General features: G+C 38.4%; 17 protein-coding genes. 12 read left to right on the top strand and 5 right to left on the bottom strand.

The window, feature by feature from the left end; translation table 11 throughout:
* Nucleotides 1–10 precede the first annotated feature (10 nt).
* Complete coding sequence (locus tag ACW0TQ_RS10860) at nucleotides 11–1,042, top strand: CapA family protein (protein WP_341173342.1); 1,032 nt, start codon at nucleotides 11–13, stop codon at nucleotides 1,040–1,042.
* A gap of 66 nt (nucleotides 1,043–1,108) precedes the next feature.
* Here the strand turns inward: ACW0TQ_RS10860 and ACW0TQ_RS10855 are convergent, their stop codons facing one another.
* Complete coding sequence (locus tag ACW0TQ_RS10855; RefSeq protein WP_212929164.1) at nucleotides 1,109–2,794, bottom strand: ATP-binding protein; 1,686 nt, start codon at nucleotides 2,792–2,794, stop codon at nucleotides 1,109–1,111.
* Nucleotides 2,795–3,347: 553 nt separating this feature from the next.
* Between ACW0TQ_RS10855 and ACW0TQ_RS10850 the strand changes: the two genes are divergently transcribed.
* The 8 genes from ACW0TQ_RS10850 to ACW0TQ_RS10815 all read left to right on the top strand — a co-directional run bounded on the left by ACW0TQ_RS10850 (nucleotide 3,348) and on the right by ACW0TQ_RS10815 (nucleotide 14,887).
* Complete coding sequence (locus tag ACW0TQ_RS10850; RefSeq protein WP_289585409.1) at nucleotides 3,348–4,793, top strand: acylphosphatase; 1,446 nt, start codon at nucleotides 3,348–3,350, stop codon at nucleotides 4,791–4,793.
* 19 nt (nucleotides 4,794–4,812) lie between these two features.
* Complete coding sequence (locus ACW0TQ_RS10845) at nucleotides 4,813–6,015, top strand: YheC/YheD family protein (RefSeq protein WP_341173341.1); 1,203 nt, start codon at nucleotides 4,813–4,815, stop codon at nucleotides 6,013–6,015.
* Between the two features lie 383 nt (nucleotides 6,016–6,398).
* Nucleotides 6,399–7,850, top strand: a complete 1,452-nt coding sequence (locus tag ACW0TQ_RS10840; protein WP_341173340.1) for an acylphosphatase — start codon at nucleotides 6,399–6,401, stop codon at nucleotides 7,848–7,850.
* 350 nt (nucleotides 7,851–8,200) lie between these two features.
* Nucleotides 8,201–9,232 carry a CapA family protein gene (locus ACW0TQ_RS10835; protein WP_212929160.1) on the top strand — a complete coding sequence of 344 codons (1,032 nt, stop codon included), beginning with the start codon at nucleotides 8,201–8,203 and terminating at the stop codon, nucleotides 9,230–9,232.
* Between the two features lie 127 nt (nucleotides 9,233–9,359).
* The gene (locus ACW0TQ_RS10830; protein ID WP_341173339.1) at nucleotides 9,360–10,610 is read left to right on the top strand and encodes a YheC/YheD family protein; all 1,251 of its coding nucleotides are present in this window, start codon (nucleotides 9,360–9,362) and stop codon (nucleotides 10,608–10,610) included.
* Between the two features lie 151 nt (nucleotides 10,611–10,761).
* Nucleotides 10,762–12,222, top strand: a complete 1,461-nt coding sequence (locus ACW0TQ_RS10825; RefSeq protein ID WP_341173338.1) for an acylphosphatase — start codon at nucleotides 10,762–10,764, stop codon at nucleotides 12,220–12,222.
* Nucleotides 12,223–12,607: 385 nt separating this feature from the next.
* Entirely contained in the window at nucleotides 12,608–13,603 is a 996-nt protein-coding gene (locus ACW0TQ_RS10820) for an ATP-grasp domain-containing protein (protein ID WP_341173337.1), read from the top strand.
* Between the two features lie 54 nt (nucleotides 13,604–13,657).
* On the top strand, nucleotides 13,658–14,887 hold the full coding sequence (locus ACW0TQ_RS10815) for a YheC/YheD family protein (RefSeq protein ID WP_341173336.1): 1,230 nt from the start codon (nucleotides 13,658–13,660) through the stop codon (nucleotides 14,885–14,887).
* Between the two features lie 61 nt (nucleotides 14,888–14,948).
* Here ACW0TQ_RS10815 and ACW0TQ_RS10810 read toward each other — a convergent pair whose 3' ends face one another.
* A complete protein-coding gene (locus ACW0TQ_RS10810) occupies nucleotides 14,949–15,959 on the bottom strand; it encodes a YheC/YheD family protein (RefSeq protein WP_341173335.1) in 1,011 nt (336 codons plus the stop codon).
* Between the two features lie 414 nt (nucleotides 15,960–16,373).
* On the opposite strand from ACW0TQ_RS10810, the gene ACW0TQ_RS10805 reads away from it, so the two are divergent.
* Nucleotides 16,374–19,955 carry a peptidoglycan-binding protein gene (locus ACW0TQ_RS10805; RefSeq protein WP_455725655.1) on the top strand — a complete coding sequence of 1,194 codons (3,582 nt, stop codon included), beginning with the start codon at nucleotides 16,374–16,376 and terminating at the stop codon, nucleotides 19,953–19,955.
* 72 nt (nucleotides 19,956–20,027) lie between these two features.
* Here ACW0TQ_RS10805 and ACW0TQ_RS10800 read toward each other — a convergent pair whose 3' ends face one another.
* The 3 genes from ACW0TQ_RS10800 to ACW0TQ_RS10790 all read right to left on the bottom strand — a co-directional run bounded on the left by ACW0TQ_RS10800 (nucleotide 20,028) and on the right by ACW0TQ_RS10790 (nucleotide 20,783).
* Complete coding sequence (locus tag ACW0TQ_RS10800; RefSeq protein WP_084612819.1) at nucleotides 20,028–20,168, bottom strand: YvrJ family protein; 141 nt, start codon at nucleotides 20,166–20,168, stop codon at nucleotides 20,028–20,030.
* A 137-nt stretch (nucleotides 20,169–20,305) separates the two neighbouring features.
* On the bottom strand, nucleotides 20,306–20,518 hold the full coding sequence (locus ACW0TQ_RS10795) for a DUF2922 domain-containing protein (RefSeq protein WP_341173333.1): 213 nt from the start codon (nucleotides 20,516–20,518) through the stop codon (nucleotides 20,306–20,308).
* A gap of 34 nt (nucleotides 20,519–20,552) precedes the next feature.
* Nucleotides 20,553–20,783: a DUF1659 domain-containing protein gene (locus ACW0TQ_RS10790; RefSeq protein ID WP_042529621.1), complete on the bottom strand. Its 231-nt coding sequence runs from the start codon at nucleotides 20,781–20,783 to the stop codon at nucleotides 20,553–20,555.
* 361 nt (nucleotides 20,784–21,144) lie between these two features.
* On the opposite strand from ACW0TQ_RS10790, the gene ACW0TQ_RS10785 reads away from it, so the two are divergent.
* Entirely contained in the window at nucleotides 21,145–21,708 is a 564-nt protein-coding gene (locus ACW0TQ_RS10785; protein WP_341173332.1) for a sigma-70 family RNA polymerase sigma factor, read from the top strand.
* 334 nt (nucleotides 21,709–22,042) lie between these two features.
* The coding region (locus ACW0TQ_RS10780; protein ID WP_455725654.1) for a peptidoglycan-binding domain-containing protein at nucleotides 22,043–23,001 on the top strand (959 nt) is incomplete at its 3' end.

The following is a 23,001-nucleotide window of genomic DNA, read 5'->3' as shown; positions in this document are numbered from 1 at the left end:
AGGAATGTTCATGTCACAAATTAAATTAACAGCTACTGGTGACGTGCTGCTACACTCTAGAGTGTACGATATCAGCAAAAAAAATGGGAAATATGATTTTAAAGATAAAATGGCTCCTGCGAAAAAACTGCTGCAAGCAGGAGATATCTCTGTTGTTAACTTAGAATCGATTGTAGCCGGAGAAGAATTAGGCCTTATCTCTTTCCCAGAATTTAATAACCCGGTAGAATTAGCGGAAAACTTAAAAGAATTCGGCACAGACATTGTCACAAATGCGAATAACCACAGTCTTGATTTAGGCGAAGAAGGCGTGCTTAAATCAATTGAAAACCTTGAAAAAATAGGGCTTCCTTACGTTGGTTCACATAAGTCAAAAGAAGACCAGCAAAAATTCCGTATTATTGAGAAGGAAGGAATTAAGGTAGCGATTCTATCTTATACGGCTGTCACGTTAGGCAAGAATCCGCCTAAAAATAAACCGTATCTTTTAAATCGTATTGTGGCCGGCTCTACGAAGGAAGTAAGACGGGATATTGAGCGCTTGAAAAAAGAAGAAAGCCCGGACGTAGTTGTTGTTGCAGCGCACTTTGGAAGAGAATATGCGCTTAATCCGCCAGCTTCTCAGGTAGATATTGCTACATCTTTATCAGACGCTGGTGCAGATATTGTTTTAGGACATCATCCGCATGTCCTTCAGCCTGCACAGTGGATATTGAATTCCAGAGGGAAAAAGACCTTTGTCATCTATTCTTTAGGAAACTTTTACAGCGGTCAAAAAGGATTGTATAGACAAATAGGCGGCGTATTGTCTCTGAATATCAGCAAAGATGAAAATGGTAAAGTGGCAATTAACCATCCGGAAATGGATCTGACCTTTGTAGATGCTAATCGTAAAAACAATTATCAAATGCATTTATTAAGTGATTATATAGCTAAAAATCCATACATTGAAACAGACCATGATAAATTCGACAGTCTGGAAGTATATAGCGAATTAACAGAGCGGTTAACGCAGTGGATGCCAGAGTTTAAATTAAAATAATAATAGATTAATAAAGCCATAAGCAGTCAGGAATACTAAATCCCGAGTGCTTATGGCTTTATGTTGTTATTTTTTCAGTTTTTCTGTAAATGCCCGAATAGGCTTCGTCATTTTCCAAGAGTTACTTTCTTCCATTTGCTGCAGGCGTTTCTTTAATTGTTTATTTTGTCGCTGGGTCAATTCTAGAGTCCGCTCGTCCCGCTCATATTTTGCTAGACGGTTCACGGCATATTGATAGTCTGATTTTAATTTAGCATAGTCTTTGATATATTTATTCAACGCAGCTTTTTCTTCCGAATTACTATTCTCACTGCTGGCAGCTTTTTCATTTGGCGTTTCAATATGAAACCCATGCATAATAGGGCTTGAACGTTTCTTTTCTGTTATTGTTGCCGACTTGCTGATTCGTTTTGTATATCTTTCCAGTCTTGTTTGGAAATCATTGATTCTTTTTTGACTGGAACCAACAATAATAGAGATATCTCCATTATTTAGGGGTTTTATATAACCATGGACTTTAGCATGATATGCCAAACGACGCACACGTCCGGAAAAAGCTTTTGTATATTCACAGCCGCTGACTACATAACGAGTAAGCTTTAATGCTCTCAAAGGCAATACAGGAATACCAACTTCTGTTGCATTTCCATTCATACAAGCATCGAAAATAAAATCAAAATCTAAGAAGAAGTTTTGAGCATTTGTCCGGTCGTAATCCACTGTTTCTGGAAAATAAAAATCAATTAATTTCGAAGGGATATCCTGCGCCTTTCCTTTCATTGGAAACAAATGTTGCGTAATATGCGCCCGTGTATTCAACTCAATAACAGCCGCTGTATCATTTTCTTCATCCACCATCATATCTACACCGCATTGAGGTAAATCGTCAAAAGCACTTACTGCATTAACGGCAATCTGTTTGATGTTATCAGACAGGTCATCTGTAACTTCGATGGAATCGCCGCCTGCAGATACATTATTTTTTGATTTGATATAGACTAATTCCCCATCTGGGATAACAGAGTTCAGATCATAGCCTTCTCGGCGTAACATATTTCTCAGCTCATCATCGATTTTTATTTTTCGATTTGTAAGCGATGGAAGTTTAGCGCGTTCTTCATTCTTTTGATCAATTAATTGCCTGACTGTACTTTTACCGTCACCAACAACGTTTGCCTTTATTCGTTTTAAAGCTCCGATTACTTTGCTGTCTAGAACATAAACACGATAATCTTCTCCAGCAAAATACTTTTCTAAAATAATATGAGGAGATTTTAATTTCACTCGAACATAATTTAAAGCTTCAATCAACTCTTCTTCATTTTGAATACCAGCGATAACGCCTGTTCCTCCAGTTCCCGCTAGGGGCTTTACCACAACAGGGTATTGAATCTCAGCAGCATACTGTATTATTTCAGAATCACTGATATCGGCACTAAAGTCTTTTCCTCCAGGCGTAGACACATTATTTTTCTCTAGAACCTCTTTCGTTTTAACTTTGTTTTTTGTTAATTCTTTCGTTCGTTTAGAAACTAAATCGCCACGAGTGGCACTAAAATGATGGCTTTTATTACCATCTGTAATAACATAAGAGGGTTCAAATTTACCTGTTCCTTCTTTTACAATACTGAAAGAAATGGTTAATCCTCTTCGCCAGGCTTCTAATATAATACTATAGGTACTCAACATATAATTATTTGCTTTTTCCGGTATAGGGTGGTCTAAACTTTTTAGAAATCGATTTTCTGTCATAATCAATTCTCCTAACATAATTTCGCTTAAATAGTTATTTATCATTATAACATATTTCTTCAACTGGCTTCTCAATAAACACCCATCAAATTCACTTGGGAACAATGGAATAATCCCAAAACTGATTTTGAAGCAAAATAAATAACATTTTCCTTGTTTCTTGAAATGAGAGTCATACAATCAATACTCTTTCGACAAAATTTTTAACAATTTAACTATCTATTTTCAGGATTAATTTATATAATATTAATAATCTGAAAAACAATGGCTATAAAATGAATCCATGCTTCGAATTTCTTAAAATAAGCTATGTTGTTTTAGATTTGCATGCGAAAAATATTTTTTAGGGTAATTCTTATGCTGTTAAATGGTTAAAAGTTAAAAATCGGGTAAATTAAGTAAAAAGATTGAAATAAAATGATGTTTCAAGAAATATATTTTGTTGGGATTTAGATAATCAGTAGAACGAACAACAGCAGGAAACAAGCTGATTGGGAAAAGAAATATGCATTTTTTTCTAATTAGTCATTAAACAAAAAAGAGGAGAATGATTATGAAATCTCAAGAGGTAGAGCTTTTACCTGCACTGAGTAAAAAAGTAGTGGAAGGGATAACTGGCTTCCAATTATGTTCTTATTTAGTAGCGTTGGAAGGCTGGAGAAGAGGACTGGAATTAAAATGGTATCGAGACGAAACAAGTCTTTGTAAATTAGACAGAATGAACAGCAGTACACATGGAAAGTTCTTTTCACTAAGTAATGGAGATAACCTGCATTATTTCTTTCGCTCCAGAGGAGACAAAGTAGCGAATAAGGCAGTAAGAATTTGTCAGAATAAAGAAGAAACAAAAGCGCTTCTTGAACAGAGTAATGTGCCTATTCCTATAGGAAAGACATTGGAAACAGATGCAGATATGATTGCTTACGCGAATGAAATTGGCTATCCTGTAATTATAAAACCATTAAATGGAAGTATGGGTAAAGGTGTCTATACAAATATATCCAATGAAAATGAGTTAGCAGGAGTTATTAAAGAATTAAGGTCGAAATATGCTTATCGTCAGTATATTGTGGAAAAGCATTATGATGGCAATGAATATCGAATTTATGTGGTTGGAGATAAAGTTATTGGCGCGACGAACCGGATTCCGGCAAATGTGGTTGGTGATGGAATAAACACGATAGAAAAATTGATTGAACTCAAGAACGAGGAAAGAAAACAGAATCCATATTTAGCACCGAAACCGATAAAAGTAGATTATGAAGTAACCTACATGCTGGAACGAGCCGGTTACGCGCTGAATAATATTCCTGAAAAAGGGGAGCAGGTTTTCCTGAGAGAAAAAAGTAATCTGTCCTCTGGCGGGGATCCTATCGAAGCTACCGATGAACTTTCAGAAGAAGTGAAGCAGATTGCTGTAAATGGATTAAAAGCGCTGCCTTCTCTCCCTCATGCCGGAATAGATATTATTGTCGACCCGCGTGACAATCGAAAGGGAGTAGTGCTGGAGATAAATGGCACTGCAGAGATTGGTTTTCACTTATACCCATTAGCAGGGAAAGCAAAGGATGTTCCCGGAGCAATCATCGATTATTACTTTCCGGAAACAATAGGGGAAAATAAAACCCAATTTTACTTTGATTATCTCAGCTTATTAGGACCGTTAAAGCAATGCGCAGCAGATGAAATAAAAGTTGCCAAAACGCCAGTGAAGGAAATGTTTGCTAAAAAATATACCGTCAGCGGGAAAGTGAACCGGGTAGGGTATATGAATTATATCAAAAGGCAGGCACTAAGAAATAACCTTTTTGGCTATGCGAAGAAAATAGATAACAATACGATTGAAGTTTATCTTATCAGTGAGAAAAAAGATGGGCTGGATACATTCAAGAAGTTTGTCAGCAAAGGGTCTAAAAAATCCATTGTTGAACAGATTGAGGAACGAAATCTGGAGTATTCAAACAGACCCAGAAAAATAGGTTTTCAAATAATAACTTAGTAAGAGAGAAGGATTGGACATGCAAGAAATCGGGATGTTGACCAATTTTAATAAGCCGACGGAATTAGCGAAAATGACTTCTCTAGTAGCAAAAGCATACGGCATGGAGCTAATCTACATGCGGCCGAAGGATATTAATATAGAAGAGAAAAAGGTGTATGGAAAAGTTCTAGTGAATAATAAATGGGTGGATAAAACAACAGATATCCCCCCTTTCATTGATGCTGCTCCATATTGTTTTATGAGAAAAAATAAAGAGAAAATGGATTTTTTAAGAAAAACAACCTTTTTATCAGATAATCGAAGAAACGTGGTAACAAAGGAGATGTTACAAAATACGTTAAGCAAGGATGAGCAATTTTCTCATTTGATGATACCAACGCATAAAATTAAGTCTTTCCAGGATATGGACAGCTATCTGCATGATTATCAGAAGATTGTATTGAAGCCAGGGAAAGGACTGCGAGGCAAAGGCATCTATATTATTGAAAAGAAGGATAACGATTTATTTACAATCGGCTTTAATAAAGAAAAATGGGATGCTGATGTAAATGCACTGGAGGAATTTTTTGATAACACGGTAAGAGGAAAGAATTATATCCTCCAGAAATACGTTACGTCCAGAACCCCGCAAGGAGATCCGTTTGACTGCCGGGTCCATGTAGAAAAAGACGGAACAGGCAAGTGGGCGGTCGCTAAAATTTATGTGCGGATCGGTATCGGTCAGTCTGTTATATCTAATGTGAACCAGGGCGGAGGAATTAGTGATCCAAAAGAATTTCTCAAGGCAAACTTTAATAGGCAGCATGAGGAAATCTATCAAAATTTATTAAAACTCGGAACACAGATACCAAAAAAAATGGAGCAGCTGAGAGGAACACATATTATGTCCCTGGGGCTGGATATTGGAATAGATACAAACGGCAAATTATATCTATTTGAGGTAAATGATGGACCAAGTACCAAGGCAGTTATATCCGAAGTGGCATTTTTAAGAAGTAATTACTATTTGTATGTCTTAGAGAATCGATTAAACAGAAAAGTAAAAGTAAAAGTAAAAGATTCCACGGATGAATTGGAAAATAACCAGAAGGAAATCCGTGAATTAAAAGAAATGATTGCAGAAAAAGAGAAGCAATTAAATAGCATATTAAATAGTAAATCCTGGAAGCTGACAGGTGTTATGAGAAAAGCGAGAAGGAAGATGACCAAGAAGAAATAGCGGCGAATCGTGACGTTTTCTAACCTTCTATCATAAAAAGATAAGGACTTACGTATTTTAGCTGAAATGCCAGCTGGAATCGCAGGCAATAGAAATAAGAAAATGCTGTAAAGCGGCCGTTTTCCTGAATTTTATAGGGGAAGGCCGCTTATTTAATGGCGTTTTTTCTTCACGCTGATTCTAATTTGTAAGCAGCCGTAAAAAAGATGTGAGAATAAAATTAGATTTATGATAAGATGTGTATAGAAAGCATGGAAAAAAATAGAGTCATATATAGAGCAGATAACAAATAATACGAATACATATAGCAGCCGCAGATTGAAATATACCTGTTCACATGTATGATGAGAAACAAGTGAATACAAAGATGAAGGAGAATGGTTATGAAATCTCAAGAAGCAAAACTTCTTCCCGACCTGTCCAAAAAAGTAGTGAAGGATATAACAGGCTTTCAATTAGACGCTTATGCAGTAGCTTTGGAAGGCTGGAGAAGAGGCTTAGAATTAAAATGGTACAGTGATGAAACAAGCGTATGTAAATTGCACCGAATAAACAGCACCACACACGGGAAATTTTTCTCTCTAAGTGATGGAGAAAAAACGCATTATTTCCTGCGCTCCAGAGGCGATAAAGTAGCCAATAAAACGATAGGTATTTGTCAAAACAAAGAAAAAACCAAATCCTATATGCGAAAACATGATGTGCCGGTGCCGCTTGGAGCAGCTTTGGAAAGCGATGAAGAGATTATTAACTATGCGAATGAGATTGGCTATCCTGTTATTATCAAGCCGTTAAGCGGAAGCATGGGAGTAGGCGTATATACCAATATCTCGGATGAACAAACATTGGTAACTATTCTGAAGGAAGTAAGAAAAAAATATTCCTACCGCCGATATTTAGTGGAAAAACATTATGAGGGCAATGAATACCGCATCTATGTCGTCGGAGATAAAGTGATTGGCGCCACAAACAGAGTCCCTGCAAACGTCACAGGGAATGGGGAAGACACGATTGAAAAATTAATTGAAATCAAGAATGAAGAAAGAAAACAGAATCCGTATTTGTCGCCAAAGCCGATAAAGGTAGATTATGAAGTGACCTATATGCTTGAAAGAGCCGGCTATACTGTAACCAGTATTCCAAAAGAAGGCGAGCAAATATTTCTGCGGGAAAAAAGTAACCTTTCTTCCGGCGGTGACCCGATTGAGGCAACCGATGAACTGTCAGATGAGGTGAAACAAATTGCGGTCGACTCGTTAAAAGCACTTCCTTCCATCCCGCATGCCGGAGTAGATATTATTGTCGAATCGAAGGATAATACAAAAGGGGTCGTATTAGAAGTAAATGCAACCGCTGAAATTGCCTTCCATCTATTTCCGCTGATTGGGAAAGCGAAGGACGTTCCTGGAGCGCTCATCGATTACTATTTCCCGGAAACAGCAGGTGCTGAAAGAACACATTTTTATTTTGATTTCCTGAGCATCTTAGAACCGATAAAAACGGGAGCGATTGAGGAAATCAAGGTGGCTGAAACTCCATTGAATAAAAAATATGCAAAGAAATATACGGCAACTGGAAAATTAAACAGAGTAGGGTATATGACAAAAATAAAAAGATTTGCATTGGAAAGAAATCTATATGGCTATGCGAAAAAAATAGATGACAACACTGTCGACATATTTCTTATCGGAGAATCTAAAGAAGAATTGGATGCATTTAAAGAATATGTGAAAAAAGGATCGAAAAAATCTGTCGTCAAAAATATTAGAGAAAAAGATCTTGAACTCTCTAGTAGACCTAGAAAAACAGGGTTTAAAATTATAACGTCATCCTGATAGAATAGGAGAAGTATTCTTGTGAGACTTAATTAAAGGGATGTTATTATAAAATGAACTATTTGGAGTATATATACGCTGAATAGTTCATTTTTCTTTTGAAAATAACAGACAAAGAGAGTTTAAAATAATCTGTTTTTAACCAATATTTTCCTTATACTTATACAAAAAGCCGTTCGGTTTAAATCAATGCTAAGTAAAAAGAGACATCCAATCAGCCAATAGAAATTTTTGAAAAATACATAAAATCATGTCAAAAAGTGTCTTTTTTGGTACAGTATATTTACAAACAACAGTGTGGAAGCACAGATTCATAGAAGGTTTAAATAACGGATGGCGGAGGTATAAGTATGTCACAGATGAAATTAGTAGCTACTGGAGATGTTCTGCTACATGACAGGGTATATGATAAATGTATAAAAAACGGAAAATATGACTTCCGGGATAAGATGGCTCCCGTAAAGGAATTATTACAAGCGGGAGATTTGTCGATTGTTAATTTAGAATCAATCGTAGCTGGGGAAGAATTTGGGCTTGCGACGTACCCAAGATTTAATAACCCGATTGAGATTGCAGAAAACTTAAAGGAATTTGGCACAGACATCGTTACCAATGCCAATAACCACAGCTTTGACTTTGGAGAAGAGGGCGTATTGAAATCCATTGAGAACCTTGAAAAAATTGGTTTGCCTTATGTAGGTTCCCACAAGTCCAAAGCAGACAAGGACACATTCCGGATATTTGAGCGAAATGGTATTAAAGTGGCCGTGCTGTCGTATTCAACGGTTTCCAATAATAAGGATTTTCCTAAAGGAAAAAGATATTTATTAAACCGAATCATCGGCGGATCAACCATCCCTGTCAGAAAAACAATTGAGCGCTTAAAGGAAGAAGAAAAGGTGGATGTGGTAATTGCAGCCGTGCATTTTGGACCAGAGTATGCTTTAAATCCATCATCATTTCAAGTGAATCTAGCTACATCTCTATCAGATGCTGGCGCAGATATTATCCTTGGACATCATCCGCATGTCTTGCAGCCGGCGCAGTGGATACTGAATTCCCGGGCAAACAAATCATTGGCGATCTATTCTCTCGGGAATCTGTATACCGGGCAATTTGGGGTCTACCGGCAAATCGGAGGGGTGCTCTCTCTGGACATAAGCAAAAATGAAGACGGACAAGTTACAATCGGACAGCCTGAAATGGATTTAACCTTCGTCGATGATGTGAACAATACCGAGTTTCAAATGCATTTATTCCGGGATTATATCGAAGAAAATCGCCATATCAAAACAGACTTTGGCACATTTGACAGTTTAGAGATATATACCGAGCTAAAAAACAGATTAACACAATGGGTTCCAGACTTTAAACTCAGGTAAGCAAAGCAATATGTTTCCTTTCATAGGTTAGATTTCATCACTTTAATTGGAAAATTGTATTTGGATCAAAATATCTATAATCATAAATACACTCGATTTTATCAAACAACAGGAAGAAGGATTGTAGATGATAGTAGGCTATATGCGCAATTTAAAAAAACCGGATTCACTGGCTAGAACAACGTCACTCATTGCCAAGTCATATGGAATCGAATTGCTCTATATGAACCCGGCAGATGTCGATATAAAAAAGAAAAAAGTATATGGAAGATTACTGGTCAATAATAAGTGGGTAGATAAAGAGACGGATATTCCCCCTTTTATCGATGTCGTTCCGTATTGCTTTAAAAAGGAATCGAAAGAAGTCATGGACTTCTTAAAAGAAACGACGTTATTATCCGAAGATCGACAAAATGTCATCACGAAAGAATATTTACAAGAGGTATTAAGTAAGGATGAGGCGTTTTCTCATTTAATGATACCTACGCATCCGATGGAGACGGTTGAAGATTTACATCATTACTTGAATCAGTACCAAAAAGTCGTGCTGAAGCCGGAAAGCGGGCTGCGCGGTAAAAATATCTACTTTATAGAAAAGGTAGAAGCGAATGTACTCCAAATCGGTTTTAATACAGAAAAATGGAAGATTCCTTTAAATGAACTGAAATCATTTTTCGATACTACGTTAAAAGGGAAAAATTACTTCCTTCAAAAATACGTTGTATCAAGAACGCCCCAGGGCGATCCATTTGACTGCCGGGTACATGTAGAGAAAAATGGCAGAGGCCGGTGGACAATCGCTAAGATTTATGTGCGGATCGGCATCGGACAGTCCGTTATTTCCAATGTGAACCAAGGCGGAGGAGTCAGTGATACCCGAGAATTTTTAAAAGCAAATTACGGGGATAAATGGCAGGAAATCTATCGATATTTAAAAAAACTCGGAAAAATAATCCCGGAAAAAATGGAAGAACTGCGAGGAAAGGATATTATGACGTTAGGGCTGGATGTTGGCATCGATCAAAGCGGCGAACACTTTTATTTGTTTGAAGTGAATGACAGTCCCAGCTCCAAAGCATTAAAATCCGATGTAGCCTATTTTAGAAGTAATTACTACTTATATGTGTTAAAAGAAAAATTAAATATTCATGTGAAGGATGCAAAGGAAGAGGTAGAATCCCTTTCGGACATAATCGCTCAAATGCAAAAAGAAATAAGAGAAAAAGACAGGGCACTCGCCGGCATGGAAAAACAAATAGTTCAAAAAGAGAAAGAACTCACCAGCAAAGAAAAACGGCTGAATAATATGCTGAATAGTACCTCCTGGAAAATGACAGGCATTTTGAGAAAAACTAAAAAAATATTTGTAAAGAAGTAGCCATATGAGTGTCACAATATAAAGAAAACTTAATAGAATTGAAATCGTTCAAAGCGTATGATATGTCCCTAAAACCCGGACAAGCAGCGAATTGTATTCTATTACATGCACTTTAAAATAAAACAAAAAGTAGAATAAGGGGACTGTTTTTATGAAAACACAACAAGTAGAACTCCTTCCTACACTGACAAAGGAAGCTGTAAATGATGTGACTGGCTATCAGCTATGCGGTTATTTAATCGCTTTAGAAGGATGGAGAAGAGGATTAGAATTAAAATGGTACAGAGACGAATCCAGTCTTTGCAAACTGCATCGTATGTTCAGCAGCACGCATGGGAAATTCTACTCTTTAAGCAACGGAGATACGCTGCATTATTTCTATCGTTCCAGAGGGGATAAAGTAGCGAATGAATCAGTCACAATATGTCTGGATAAAGAAGAAACAAAAGCTTTTCTTGAGCAGGGGAATGTACCTGTCCCTAAAGGGAAGACATTAGAAACAGATGAAGCTATCATTGATTACGCGAATGAAATTGGTTATCCGGTTATTATCAAACCATTAAAAGGCAGCATGGGTAAAGGCGTCTACACCAATATTGATAATGAAGCGGAGCTGACTGCTGTTTTAAAAGAATTAAGAAACAGCTATTCCTACCGTCAATATATTGTAGAAAAACACTACGACGGCAAGGAGTACCGTGTATATGTTGTCGGCGATAAGGTTATTGGAGCAACGAACCGGATTCCTGCCAATGTGGTTGGAGATGGGATAAACACCATTGAAAAATTGATTGAACTAAAAAATAACGAAAGAAAAAAGAATCCGTATTTAGCAACCAAGCCAATAGAAGTCGATTACGAAGTGAATTCCATGCTGAAAAGAGCCGCCTATACAGTAGAAAGTATTCCGGCAAAAGAAGAGCAGGTCTTCTTAAGGGAAAAAAGCAATCTGTCTACTGGCGGAGACCCGATCGAGGCCACGGATGAATTGACAGACGAAGTGAAACAGATTGCCGTAGATGCATTAAAGGCACTGCCGTCGCTTCCACATGCCGGGTTAGACATTATTGTTAATCCAGAGGACAATCGGAAAGGCGTGGTGTTGGAAATCAACGGAACTGCAGAAATTGGTTTTCACCTGTTCCCCTTGGAAGGAAAGGCAAAAGATGTACCTGGTGCTATCATGGATTATTACTTCCCGGAAACAATTGGGAAAGAAAAATCTAACTTTTATTTTGATTATCTCTGCATGTTAGAACCATTAAAAAAATATGCCGTAGATGAAATGAAAGTGATTCGGACACCGGCAATTAATATGTATGCAAAAAGATATACCGTAACCGGAAAAGTGAATCAGGTAGGATATCTGGGTTTTATCAAAAGACAAGCACTGAAGAACGATCTCTTTGGCCATGCGAAAAAAATAAATAAAAATACGGTGGAAGTATATCTTATCGGCGAGGAAAAAGAAGTGCTGGACACATTTAAAAAGACAGTAGCGAAAGGAAATAAAAAGTCCTCTGTCGAGAATGTAGAAGAACAAGACCTAGTCTATACAAATGAACCAAGAAAGACCGGATTCCAGGTCATCACAAAGACAAACCGTCGCTGAAACCGTCAAAAAAATAATTAGGTAGTTAAATAGCCTGCCAGAGAATGAGAAAAGTGTGTTTTACCTAAAAAAATAAACAATTTTCCGATATACGTAAATTAAAGTAATGAATTATACTTTTGTTTTACTCATAAAGATGAGTGAATGATGATTGAAAACAGTAACTAGCGGAAGAAAAACACGGAGACTCCTGTGGGAAAGCGCAGAGGGAAGACCCCACAGAAAAAAAGCGAACTTCTTTTTTTCGAGGAGGCTGAGCTCAAGCCCACGGAAAGCGTAGTGTTTTTCTGTAGCGGTAGCTATTAATTTCAATTTATATAGCGGAGAATGAGCTGGATAAAACACATTTTCTTCCTTCTCTGGCAGATACATAAGGTGGGAGATTATGAGGGCAAAGGATTTAACGGGAAGAATATTAAATCGATCGAATCGAATGATTGTCTTGGAAGCACATAAAAGAGGGGTAGAGATTACCCCGATGCCAAATAAAAGATTTAAAATGGCGTACAATGGCAAGTCGTACCTCATTAGAAGAGGAATGATTGTAAACAGCTATAATACCTCGCTGGCCATTGAAGTGACAAACCGAAAAGAAATCACAAGCAGAATGCTGAGAGGGAAAGGCTTCCCGGCTCCGGAGAATATCGTATTTTCAAATACAGATGTCGAACGGGCATGGGATTGGGCGCAGCCGATTTTACCAGTCGTGATAAAGCCGTATAACGATGCAAAAGGTACAGATGTATACGTTAAAATCACAGAATATGATGAATTTGTTCATTGCTTTCATAAAGTTGGCGAAAAACATAAAGAAGTGCTTATTGAAGAATATATCAGCGGAAAAGAATATCGTTTTACGTATGTAAATAATGAAATTGTAGGTGTAGCGCACCGAATCCCGGCCAATGTGACAGGAGATGGTGTATCGACTATCACTGAACTGGTAGAGAAGAAAAACAAAGAGCGGGAAAAACGAAAAAATCCGATTCACATCAAAATAAAATTAGATGAGGAAATTGAACGGGTATTATCTAAATTGAATTATACATTTCAGACTATCCCGGCCGACGGTGAGATGGTATACTTAAGGTCGAATTCCAATGTGTCAACAGGCGGAGACGCCATTGATGTAACGGATGAGATCAGTTTTGAAATCAAAGAAACTGTAAGAAAAGCGGTTCGGGCTATCCCGGGAGCAAGAATATGCGGCGTGGATGTTTTAATCAATGGAGAGGATATTCATATTTTGGAAATGAATGTCGGTCCTCTGGGTCCTATGCTTACCATGCATCATTTTCCGTGGGTTGGAAAAAAGAGGGATGTCATTGGGAAAGTAGTCGATGCATTATTCCCGGACACAGCAGAAGTAAAAGTAGAATAGCGATGAAGAATATAGCAAATAGCATGTTAAAAGAATGAAAAGGTGGGAATATCCATGTACGAAGTAGGTATTATGACTAATTTTAAAAAACCTACAAAACTGGCAACAATGACAGCATTAATAGCGAAATCATACGGAATTGAAATTATTTATATGTCACCGAAAGATGTTAGTATCGAAGAAAGAAAGATTTATGGGAAAGTAATGGTTAATAATAAATGGGTTGATAAAAAAACCGATATTCCACCTTTTATTGATGCAGCTATATATTGCTTTAAAAAAGATAATAAAGAAGTCATGGACTTTTTAAGAGAGACGACATTTCTTTCGGATAAGAGAGAAAACCTGATAAATAAAGAGAAATTACAAGGAATATTAAAGGAAGATCCGAAATTCGCTCATTTAATTATTCCTACACATAATGTAAAGACATTTGATGATGTTTATCCCAATTTAATGGAATATAATAAAGTCGTGATTAAGCCTGGAAATGGAATAAAGGGCAAGGATATCTACTCTATTGAAAAAATTGGAGAAGATCTCTTTACAATAGGCTATCAGCGAAATGAGTGGGACGTTCCATTAAATGATCTGCGAGAATTTTTTGATGAGGTCTTGCAGCAAAGGAATTATATTCTTCAAAAATACGTTGCGTCCAAAACACCGCAGGGTGATCCTTTTGATATTCGGGTGCATGTGGAAAGAGACCGCTCCGGCAAATGGTCGATTGCAAAAATCTATGTACGGATCGGAATCGGGCAGTCTGTTGTCTCGAATGTCAGTCAAGGGGGCGGTGTCAGTGAACCTGTTGCCTTTTTAAAAGCATTCTATGGAAATAAATGGGAGACGATTTACAGTAATTTAGTGACGATAGGAAAGACACTGCCGAAGAAAATGGAGGCGTTAAGAAAAACACATATCATGTACCTCGGAATAGATATCGGCATTGAATCGAACGGTGATCTGTATTTATTTGAGACAAATGATGGACCGGGCACCAAGAACGTTATCTCCGAAGCAGCCTTCCATCGAAGCAATTACTATGCCTATGTCATGAAAGAAAAATTAAATTATCCAGTAAAGCAGCTGGTCGATGTAATCGAGGATGACCAACATAAGATTGCTCAATTGGAAATAGCGAATTCCAAATTAGAAACAGCAGTAAGTAAAGAAACGAAGAAAACAGAGAAAAAAGAAAAACAGATTCAGGATATGATAAACAGCACCTCATGGAAGGTAACCGGGTTCCTCAGAAAAGCGAAGAAACTGGTAAAGAAAAGTTAAACAACGCAATGCAAAAAGGAACGATGCATGACACTGATAAGTCATACATCGTTCCTTTTAATTATTCACCTGCTGCTTGTTGTTGAAGATAATGATAATAATCGGCTTTCAGGTTAATAATTTCTGCTTCTCCAAACTCCACACCGGGAGCAGCATTAACCTCAAATATATAGATTTTTCCATCCGTATCAATCCCGATATCGATGCCAAGGCAGGAGGTTTGTTTTTGATAGAGTGCCTCCAATTTGGGAGGAAGATATTCTGCGACATAGTCACATTCCGCTTTAATATCCTTCCAATACTCTGGATAGTGAAATTTAATAAATGGAAGCAGTTTTTGTACGCCGCCACCTTGGGCCACATTCGAAACAACTTTATTATTGGAGCCGATACGAATCAGAGGAATGGCTACAGCCCACTTTCCCTCTCCATTTTTTTCTAGCCGTATCCGGCAGTCAAAAGGACTGCCCTCTGTGGTCAGGGATTGAATATATTGTTGTGCTAAATATACTTTGTCATCTATTAATTCTTCGATATAAGTTTTGAGTTCTTCCGCAGACAGCATTTTTTCCGAATTATTGACGTATAGCTGATAGGAATCTTCATCGATCTGATGGACCAAATAGACCCCGATTCCTTTGTGACCGACTCTTGGCTTGAGAATAGCCCGTTGATGCTTTTGGATAAACTGCATAAAAGAGTCGAAATCCGTGATTTGTACCGTATCCGGAATATATTTTGCAAACTGGCCATCTTCAATCAATGTATTGTAGAGCTTCAGTTTACTGCCAAATCCCTTCAGATTTAACAGCGTGCTTTTCTTTTTTAGGAAAGCAGCCACATTTTTATATTTATAGCAATAACTGTTCAAGTCAATAAATGCAGGAACAGGGATTTCTATCTCACGCCATTTATTATCATGCAGCGTAAACCCGTTAATCACCTCTTTATCTACATCCACGTTTTTCGGATGACTGTAGATAACCTCAATTTGATAGTACTTCGCGGCTTTTGCTAATAATTTTACATATTCGGGTGGTTTGTTGAAATTCCTCATATAACATATATACATGTCGCGCCTCCTGTAATCTTGGTGTTAAATAGGATGGTGTTTCCTCATCATGCTGCTTAGTTAAGAAAATAGCATAAGCCCATACATAAGTAAAATTTAACTTCCAAAAAATGTTGTTAAAAATCAAATTTTCTGTTAGTCTTATCTGTGATTCACATTTTTTACATAAGTCTGTCTATTTTTCGAATAAAAAAATAGGTAAAATATAATAGCAATTACATACGATAAATCATTTTTAAACTATACATATAATTAAAATTTAGGTACATTGACTTATTTTTGGGTTTAACGATCCTTCGTGAATCAGTTCTTTTGGTAGAGTAGTATTTATTTTTGTGATTTTTATACTAAATAAATACCTGTTTTCTGCCGATACAAAGAAAGGAAGTAAAATTTAATAGGAGGTGCGGCAGTTTGAGGAAAAAATGGATTCCTCTTCTAGTCATTGCTTTATTGATTATTTCACCATTTTCCACTGCGGGTGAAGTGTACGCGATGAGTAATAATCAATCGAAGGAAAGTCAGCAGAGCGTTGAGCACATAGAAGAGGAAGACAACAACAGAATAGACGCGGAACAGGACGCTTCGGACGATGAAGCAGAGCCAGAAGAAGTACAATTTCAGCTGGGTGATGAAGAGGAAGCAATTCAAGAACTGAAAGAAGATTTAACAGAGCTTGGATTTGCTGCATTAGAGGCCCCGACTGAATATTTCGGCTTACATACAGAAGAATCTGTAAAGATATTTCAAGTTTTTCATGACATAGAAGAGACAGGAATCGCGGACGAAGAAACACTGCAAATGATAGAAGACTTGCTATCGGGAGATTCCTTTGATCGTGAAGCGCATCTGGAGTTCAGTAAGCCAGAAGAATTTGAGACAGAAGCGGAAGAAGTCGAGCAAAATGCTGAGGCAGAAGAAGACGCTGAGTCCGAAGAAGGCACAGAATCTGAGGACGAGCAGAGCTCTGAAATAGAGGAAGGCGCAGAATCCGAGGAAGAGCAGGGCTCTGAAATAGAGGAAGGCACAGAATCCGAGGACAAGCAAGGATCTGAAACAGAGGAAGGCGCAGAATCCGAGGAAGAGCAGGGCTCTGAAATAGAGGAAGGCGCAGAATCCAAGGACGAGCAAGGATCTGAAACAGAAGAAGGCACAGAATCCGAGGACGAGCAAGGATCTGAAACAGAGGAAGGCGCAGAATCCGAGGACGAGCAAGGATCTGAAATAGAGGAAGGCACAGAATCCGAGGACAAGCAAGGATCTGAAACAGAGGAAGGCGCAGAATCCGAGGAAGAGCAGGGCTCTGAAATAGAGGAAGGCGCAGAATCCAAGGACGAGCAAGGATCTGAAACAGAAGAAGGCACAGAATCTGAGGACGAGCAAGGATCTGAAACAGAGGAAGGCGCAGAATCCGAGGACGAGCAAGGATCTGAAATAGAGGAAGGCACAGAATCCGAGGAAGAGCGGGGCTCTGAAACAGAGGAAGGCACAGAATCTGAGGACGAGCAAGGATCTGAAACAGAGGAAGGCGCAGAATCTGAGGACGAGCAAGGATCTGAAACAGAGGAAAGCACAGAACCTGAGGACGAGCAAGAATCTGAAGTAGAGGAAAGCACAGAATCGGAAGAAGGCCAAGAATCTGAGACAGAGGAAGGTGCAGAATCGGAAGAAGGCCAAGAATCTGAGACAGAAGAAAGCGCAGAATCCGAGGAAGAAGACCAAGAAATTGGTGAGCAGCGTTTGGACGAAGTAGAAACATTTGCTGCCCAAAGTACGTATCAGCAGGGAGATAGACACTCAGAGATTGTACAGTTTAAGAAAAAATTAAACGCAATCGGCTTTGGTTATATTACAGAAACGACGCTCTTTGGCAGTTTCATGGAAACACAGGTAACGCGATTCCAAGAATACTATGGTCTTCCGGCTAACGGCCAAATGGACCGGGCTACGAGAGAAAAGCTCGACTCTGTTTATAACAGTCCATTCCAACAAGGAAAACGTCATGATGATATTCCAAATATCAAGCAGAAGCTGAATAATCTAGGATATGGTTATATCAGTGTTACGACGCTCTTTGGAACTTTTATGGAACAAAAAATAGAGCAATTTCAAAGAGATCATGGTCTTCGTGTCAGCGGAATTGCGGATGAAGTAACGTTAGCCAAGTTGAATGAACTTGCTCCGCAGGATACGTACCAGCGGGGAGACAGACATGAAGATATGATTCAATTCAAGCAGCAATTGAACGCGGTTGGCTTTGGTTATATCACAGAGACCACACTCTTCGGCAGTTTCATGGAAACACAGGTTAAAAGATTCCAAGAATACTATGGACTTTCCGTTAATGGTCAAATCGACGAAGTAACGAAAGAAAAGCTGGACAGCGTTTATAACAGCCCATTCCAGCAAGGGAAACGTCACGATGATATTCCGGATATCAAACGGGATTTAAATAATCTTGGCTACGGATATATCAGTATCACGACACTCTTTGGCAGCTTTATGGAGCAGAAAGTAGAGGAGTTCCAAAGCGATCAAGGGTTACGTGTCAACGGAATCATAGATGAAGTAACGTTAGCGAAGATAGATGAATTGGCTCCATTGGATACGTACCAGCGCGGGGACAGACACGCGGATATTGTGACGTATAAGGAGCAATTAAACGGTACTGGCTTTGGCTATATCACAGAGACGACACTCTTTGGAAGTTTCATGGAAACACAGGTTAAAAGATTCCAAGAATACTATGGACTTTCCGTTAACGGTCAAATCGACGAAGCAACGAAAGAAAAGCTGGACAGTGTCTATAACAGCCCATTCCAGCAAGGAAAACGCCATGATGATATTCCGGATATCAAACGGGATTTAAATAATCTTGGCTACGGATATATCAGTATCACGACGCTCTTTGGCAGCTATATGAAGCAAAAAGTAGAGGAATTCCAAAGAGACCATGGTTTACGGGTAAACGGAATCATAGATGAGGTAACGTTAGCGAAATTAAATGAGGCAGCGCCACAGGACACGTACCAGCGTGGAGACAGACATGCAGATATTGTGACGTATAAGGAGCAATTGAACGCGGTTGGCTTTGGCTATATTACAGAAACGACACTCTTTGGAAGTTTCATGGAAACACAGGTAAAGAGATTCCAAGAATACTACGGACTTAACGTCAATGGAACAATCGATAATGCTACAAAAATAAAGCTGAACAGTGTATCTAATAGTCCATTTCAGCAAGGGAAACGTCATAATGACATCCCGGATATTAAACAAAAATTAAACAGTTTGGGCTATGGTTATATTAGTATTACTACGTTGTTTGGCAGCTATATGGAACAAAAAGTAGAACAGTTCCAAAGAGACAATGGCTTACGTGTTAATGGAATCATAGATGAAGTAACCTTAAGCCGAATCAATCAAGCTTTTGATCAGCAATCGAATGTAAAAATCTTTCTTGACCCAGGCCATGGAGCGCATGATCCAGGCGGCCAAGGCTATGGATTAAACGAGAAAGACGTTGTATTAGATATTGCGCTGGAAACAGAGCGAATACTAACGAGTAAGTATCAGGGTGTTGAAGTAGAAATGTCGAGAAGATCAGATGTGTTTGTTGAATTAACAGAACGGGCAAACCATGCAAATAGATGGGGTGCTGATTATTTTGTGAGTTTCCATAACAACGCCTTTAATGGGTCAACAGGCGGATTTGAATCGTATATCTACAATGGGGGCGTTTCTCAGGAAACAAGAAATAGACAAAATGACATTCATTCGTATATTTCTTCCCGTTTAAATGTTTCCGACAGAGGACAAAAGTCAGCGAACTTTAATGTTCTGCGGAACACAGATATGCCGGCGATTCTTATTGAATATCTGTTTATCGATAATTTCACAGAAAACGCATTGCTGAAAAGTGACAGCTATAAAAAGCAGCTGGCACAATATACAGCAGATGCCATTGCGCAATCTTATAATCTGGAAAGAAGATAAGAAACAGCATTTTTCCAAGAATAATAGAAAAGAGGATTTTCCCACAGGCGTAACATGGGAAAATCCTCTTTTTTAATGTAATCGTTTTGGAATAGAAATCGAGTAGATGGACTCAATCAACTGATTCAGCTTTCCTTCGACCCGGTGTAATAAATAGAAGGTTACCGCAGCAGGAAACCCAATATCGGTTAAAAGAGAAATCCATGCCTCCATCGCATTCACCACCTTTGACTTTTTAGACAAATTTTAAAAACAAGCTTTCAGACGAAAAACAGAAGAATTTTCTAGAATAAAAGACAATGCCGTGAGGAGAGCATCCTCACGGGCCAAAGTCTATTACGATAAAAGGATTATAATTCAATATCTTCCACAATACGTTCCACGATACGGGCACTGTGAATTTCAGTTAATCCGCCGCTTGCGGAATACAGGGCGTCCTGCTGAAGAATGGTATCCATTGCTTCCTGGACAGCTGCTGGATCAGCTGGTTCCACAGGATGATCGAGCGTGTAGGTTACCACACGGCCTTCTTCATTTACAAATTTCAATTCAAGCTTGCGCATAGGTTCTCACCTCCTTTCTTTACTAAATCCCCCATTAAGCTTCTCTTTCATGAATTTCGGAAACATCACGACGGCTGATTGCGTACAGGGTATGCTGCTGAACAGATGCGAATGCATTTGCTGTTAATAAGAGCTGTTCAGCAGTAGCGTCTGGTTTCACATAATTGAATCGTTTTTGCTTTAGGACAAACTCGCCGGTAATCGGGTCCACACCTTCATTCAGCGTAAGCTGCAACACCGATTCAGTTAATTCTGCGACTGCCATGGTCATCACCTCCTTTCACACTTATATTCAATTCTCAGAGACAAAAAGGGGCATGTATAAAAGATTTTATGTTTTGATAAAAAAATTACTTGTTTAAAAAGGGAAGAATTAACCCTATAAAACGCTCTATATCAGACTTTATAGCAGGGTCCATACAGAGAATGTCGAAAAATGTCATTAAAAAGGTCAAATAAGCTATAAATTACCGTTTGTAGCGTTAAACGGTAGCATATTTATTAAAAAACGACAGTTTACCCGGACAAACTACGATTTTACTCCGAGAAAATCCTAGTTTGGCAATATGACATAATTTTTAACTTCTGCTAGATTAAAAGCAATCTATTGAAAGGGGAGTTCAAAAATGACAAAGAAGAAATGGGAACTGGAGGATTTTATTGAACAGAATCAGCGTAGGGTGTACTACCAAATGGCAAGGCTGCAAATTAATGATAAGGATGGGGAATATTTTCAAGAAGGACTTGTAGCCATGTGGAGAGCGTATGAAAACTATAATCCGGATAAAGGACCATTAGCGACATACATGAATTTTGAAATTCGAAATCGTTTGGTGAATGTATTTCATAAATCCATTTTGGAAAGGAAATACATAGAGCAGCTTGGGCATCAGCAGGAAGTAGAGACGCAGGCAGGAAATTATATGGATGGGAAAAAGAAAAAAATACTCTCTAAAAATGAAGGAGGAACGAATCCGCAGGAAAAACTGGATCAGGAAAATGAAACCGATTTCTCCCAATTCACATCGATACTGACGGAAAAGCAAAAAGTCTGGTTTAACTGTGCAATTATAGAAGGACTATCCAATCAGGAAATTGCAGAGAAAGAACAGGTAAGCTTGGAAGCAGTAAAAAGCTGGGCAAAGAGCGCCAAACGTAAACTTCGGAAAATGGATTGGGATAGAGACTAAAAGGAAATCAGCACACACATTATAAATGGAAGGGCTATAATTATTATTTTGGACGATTATAGTCCTTTCTATTCTAAGGAAAGAAATTTAGAAGATTTATATTCATATAACAAGGAATAAATCCCTAAGTGAAGTTTTCAATTTATTTTACTTAAAAAACTGCAAAAATCAGGACTTTTGCCGCTAATAAAAAAATCTAGTAAAATAGTGAACCTTTCGTGAACGTTTTACCGCGGTAAAACGATTTCAATTTAAAAAAAATGACTTAAGAAAAGATTAGGTATTGCCGATATATAGATAGAAAGCTAGAATTAAATATAGGAGGTGGTAAGATTTGAGAAGAAAGTGGTTTCCTTTCTTTTTGGTGATTTTATTGGTAACTTCTCCATTTGCTTCCGTCAGTGAAGTATATGCGATGAGTCATTCATCTAAAGAAGATGAGCAAAATAATGAGCCAGAAGATAGGGATAAAGAATCAGATGTTGATGAACAGGATTCTTCCACGGACGAAGCGGTGTCAGAAGAAATAAAGCTTAAACTAGGGGATTACGATGAACAAATTCTAGATCTGAAAGAAGATTTAACAGAGCTTGGATTTGCAGCATTAGAAAAACCTACAACTTATTACGGCCTACATACAGAGGAAGCTGTAAAAGCATTTCAAAAGTTTTATGACATAGAAGACACGGGAGTTGCAGATGAAGACACACTACTACAAATAGAATACATTTTAGCAGACGATTCATTCGACCGTGAAGAGCACCTGGAGTTCAGTAAACCTGAAGAATTTGTGACGGAAGAGGAAGAAGTCGAGGAATTGCCGGCAGCCGATGCGGAAGAAGACGCTGAAGCCGAAGAAGCAACAGAGGAAGAGTCTGAAGCAGATACAGAAGAAAACGCTGAGGAAGCAACAGGGGAAGAAACTGTAGCGGACACAGAAGAAGAGTCTGAAGCGGATACAGAAGAAAACGCTGAGGAAGCAATAGAGGAAGAAACTGAAGCGGATGCAGAAGAAAACGCTGGAGAAGCAACAGAGGAAGAAACTGAAGCGGACGCAGAAGAAAATGCTGGAGAAGCAACAGAGGAAGAAACTGAAGCGGATGCAGAAGAAAACGCTGGAGAAGCAACAGAAGAAGAAACTGAAGCAGACACAGAAGAAAATGCTGGAGAAGTGACAGAGGAAGAGTCTGAGGCGGACACAGAAGAAAGTACTGAGGAAGCAACAGAAGAAGAAACTGAAGCAGACACAGAAGAAAATGCTGGAGAAGTGACAGAGGAAGAGTCTGAGGCGGA

Source organism: Oceanobacillus sp. M60 (assembly GCF_053839645.1).
Note: the sequence above shows the minus strand (reverse complement) of the source record. Positions and strands in the feature narration are given on the sequence as shown.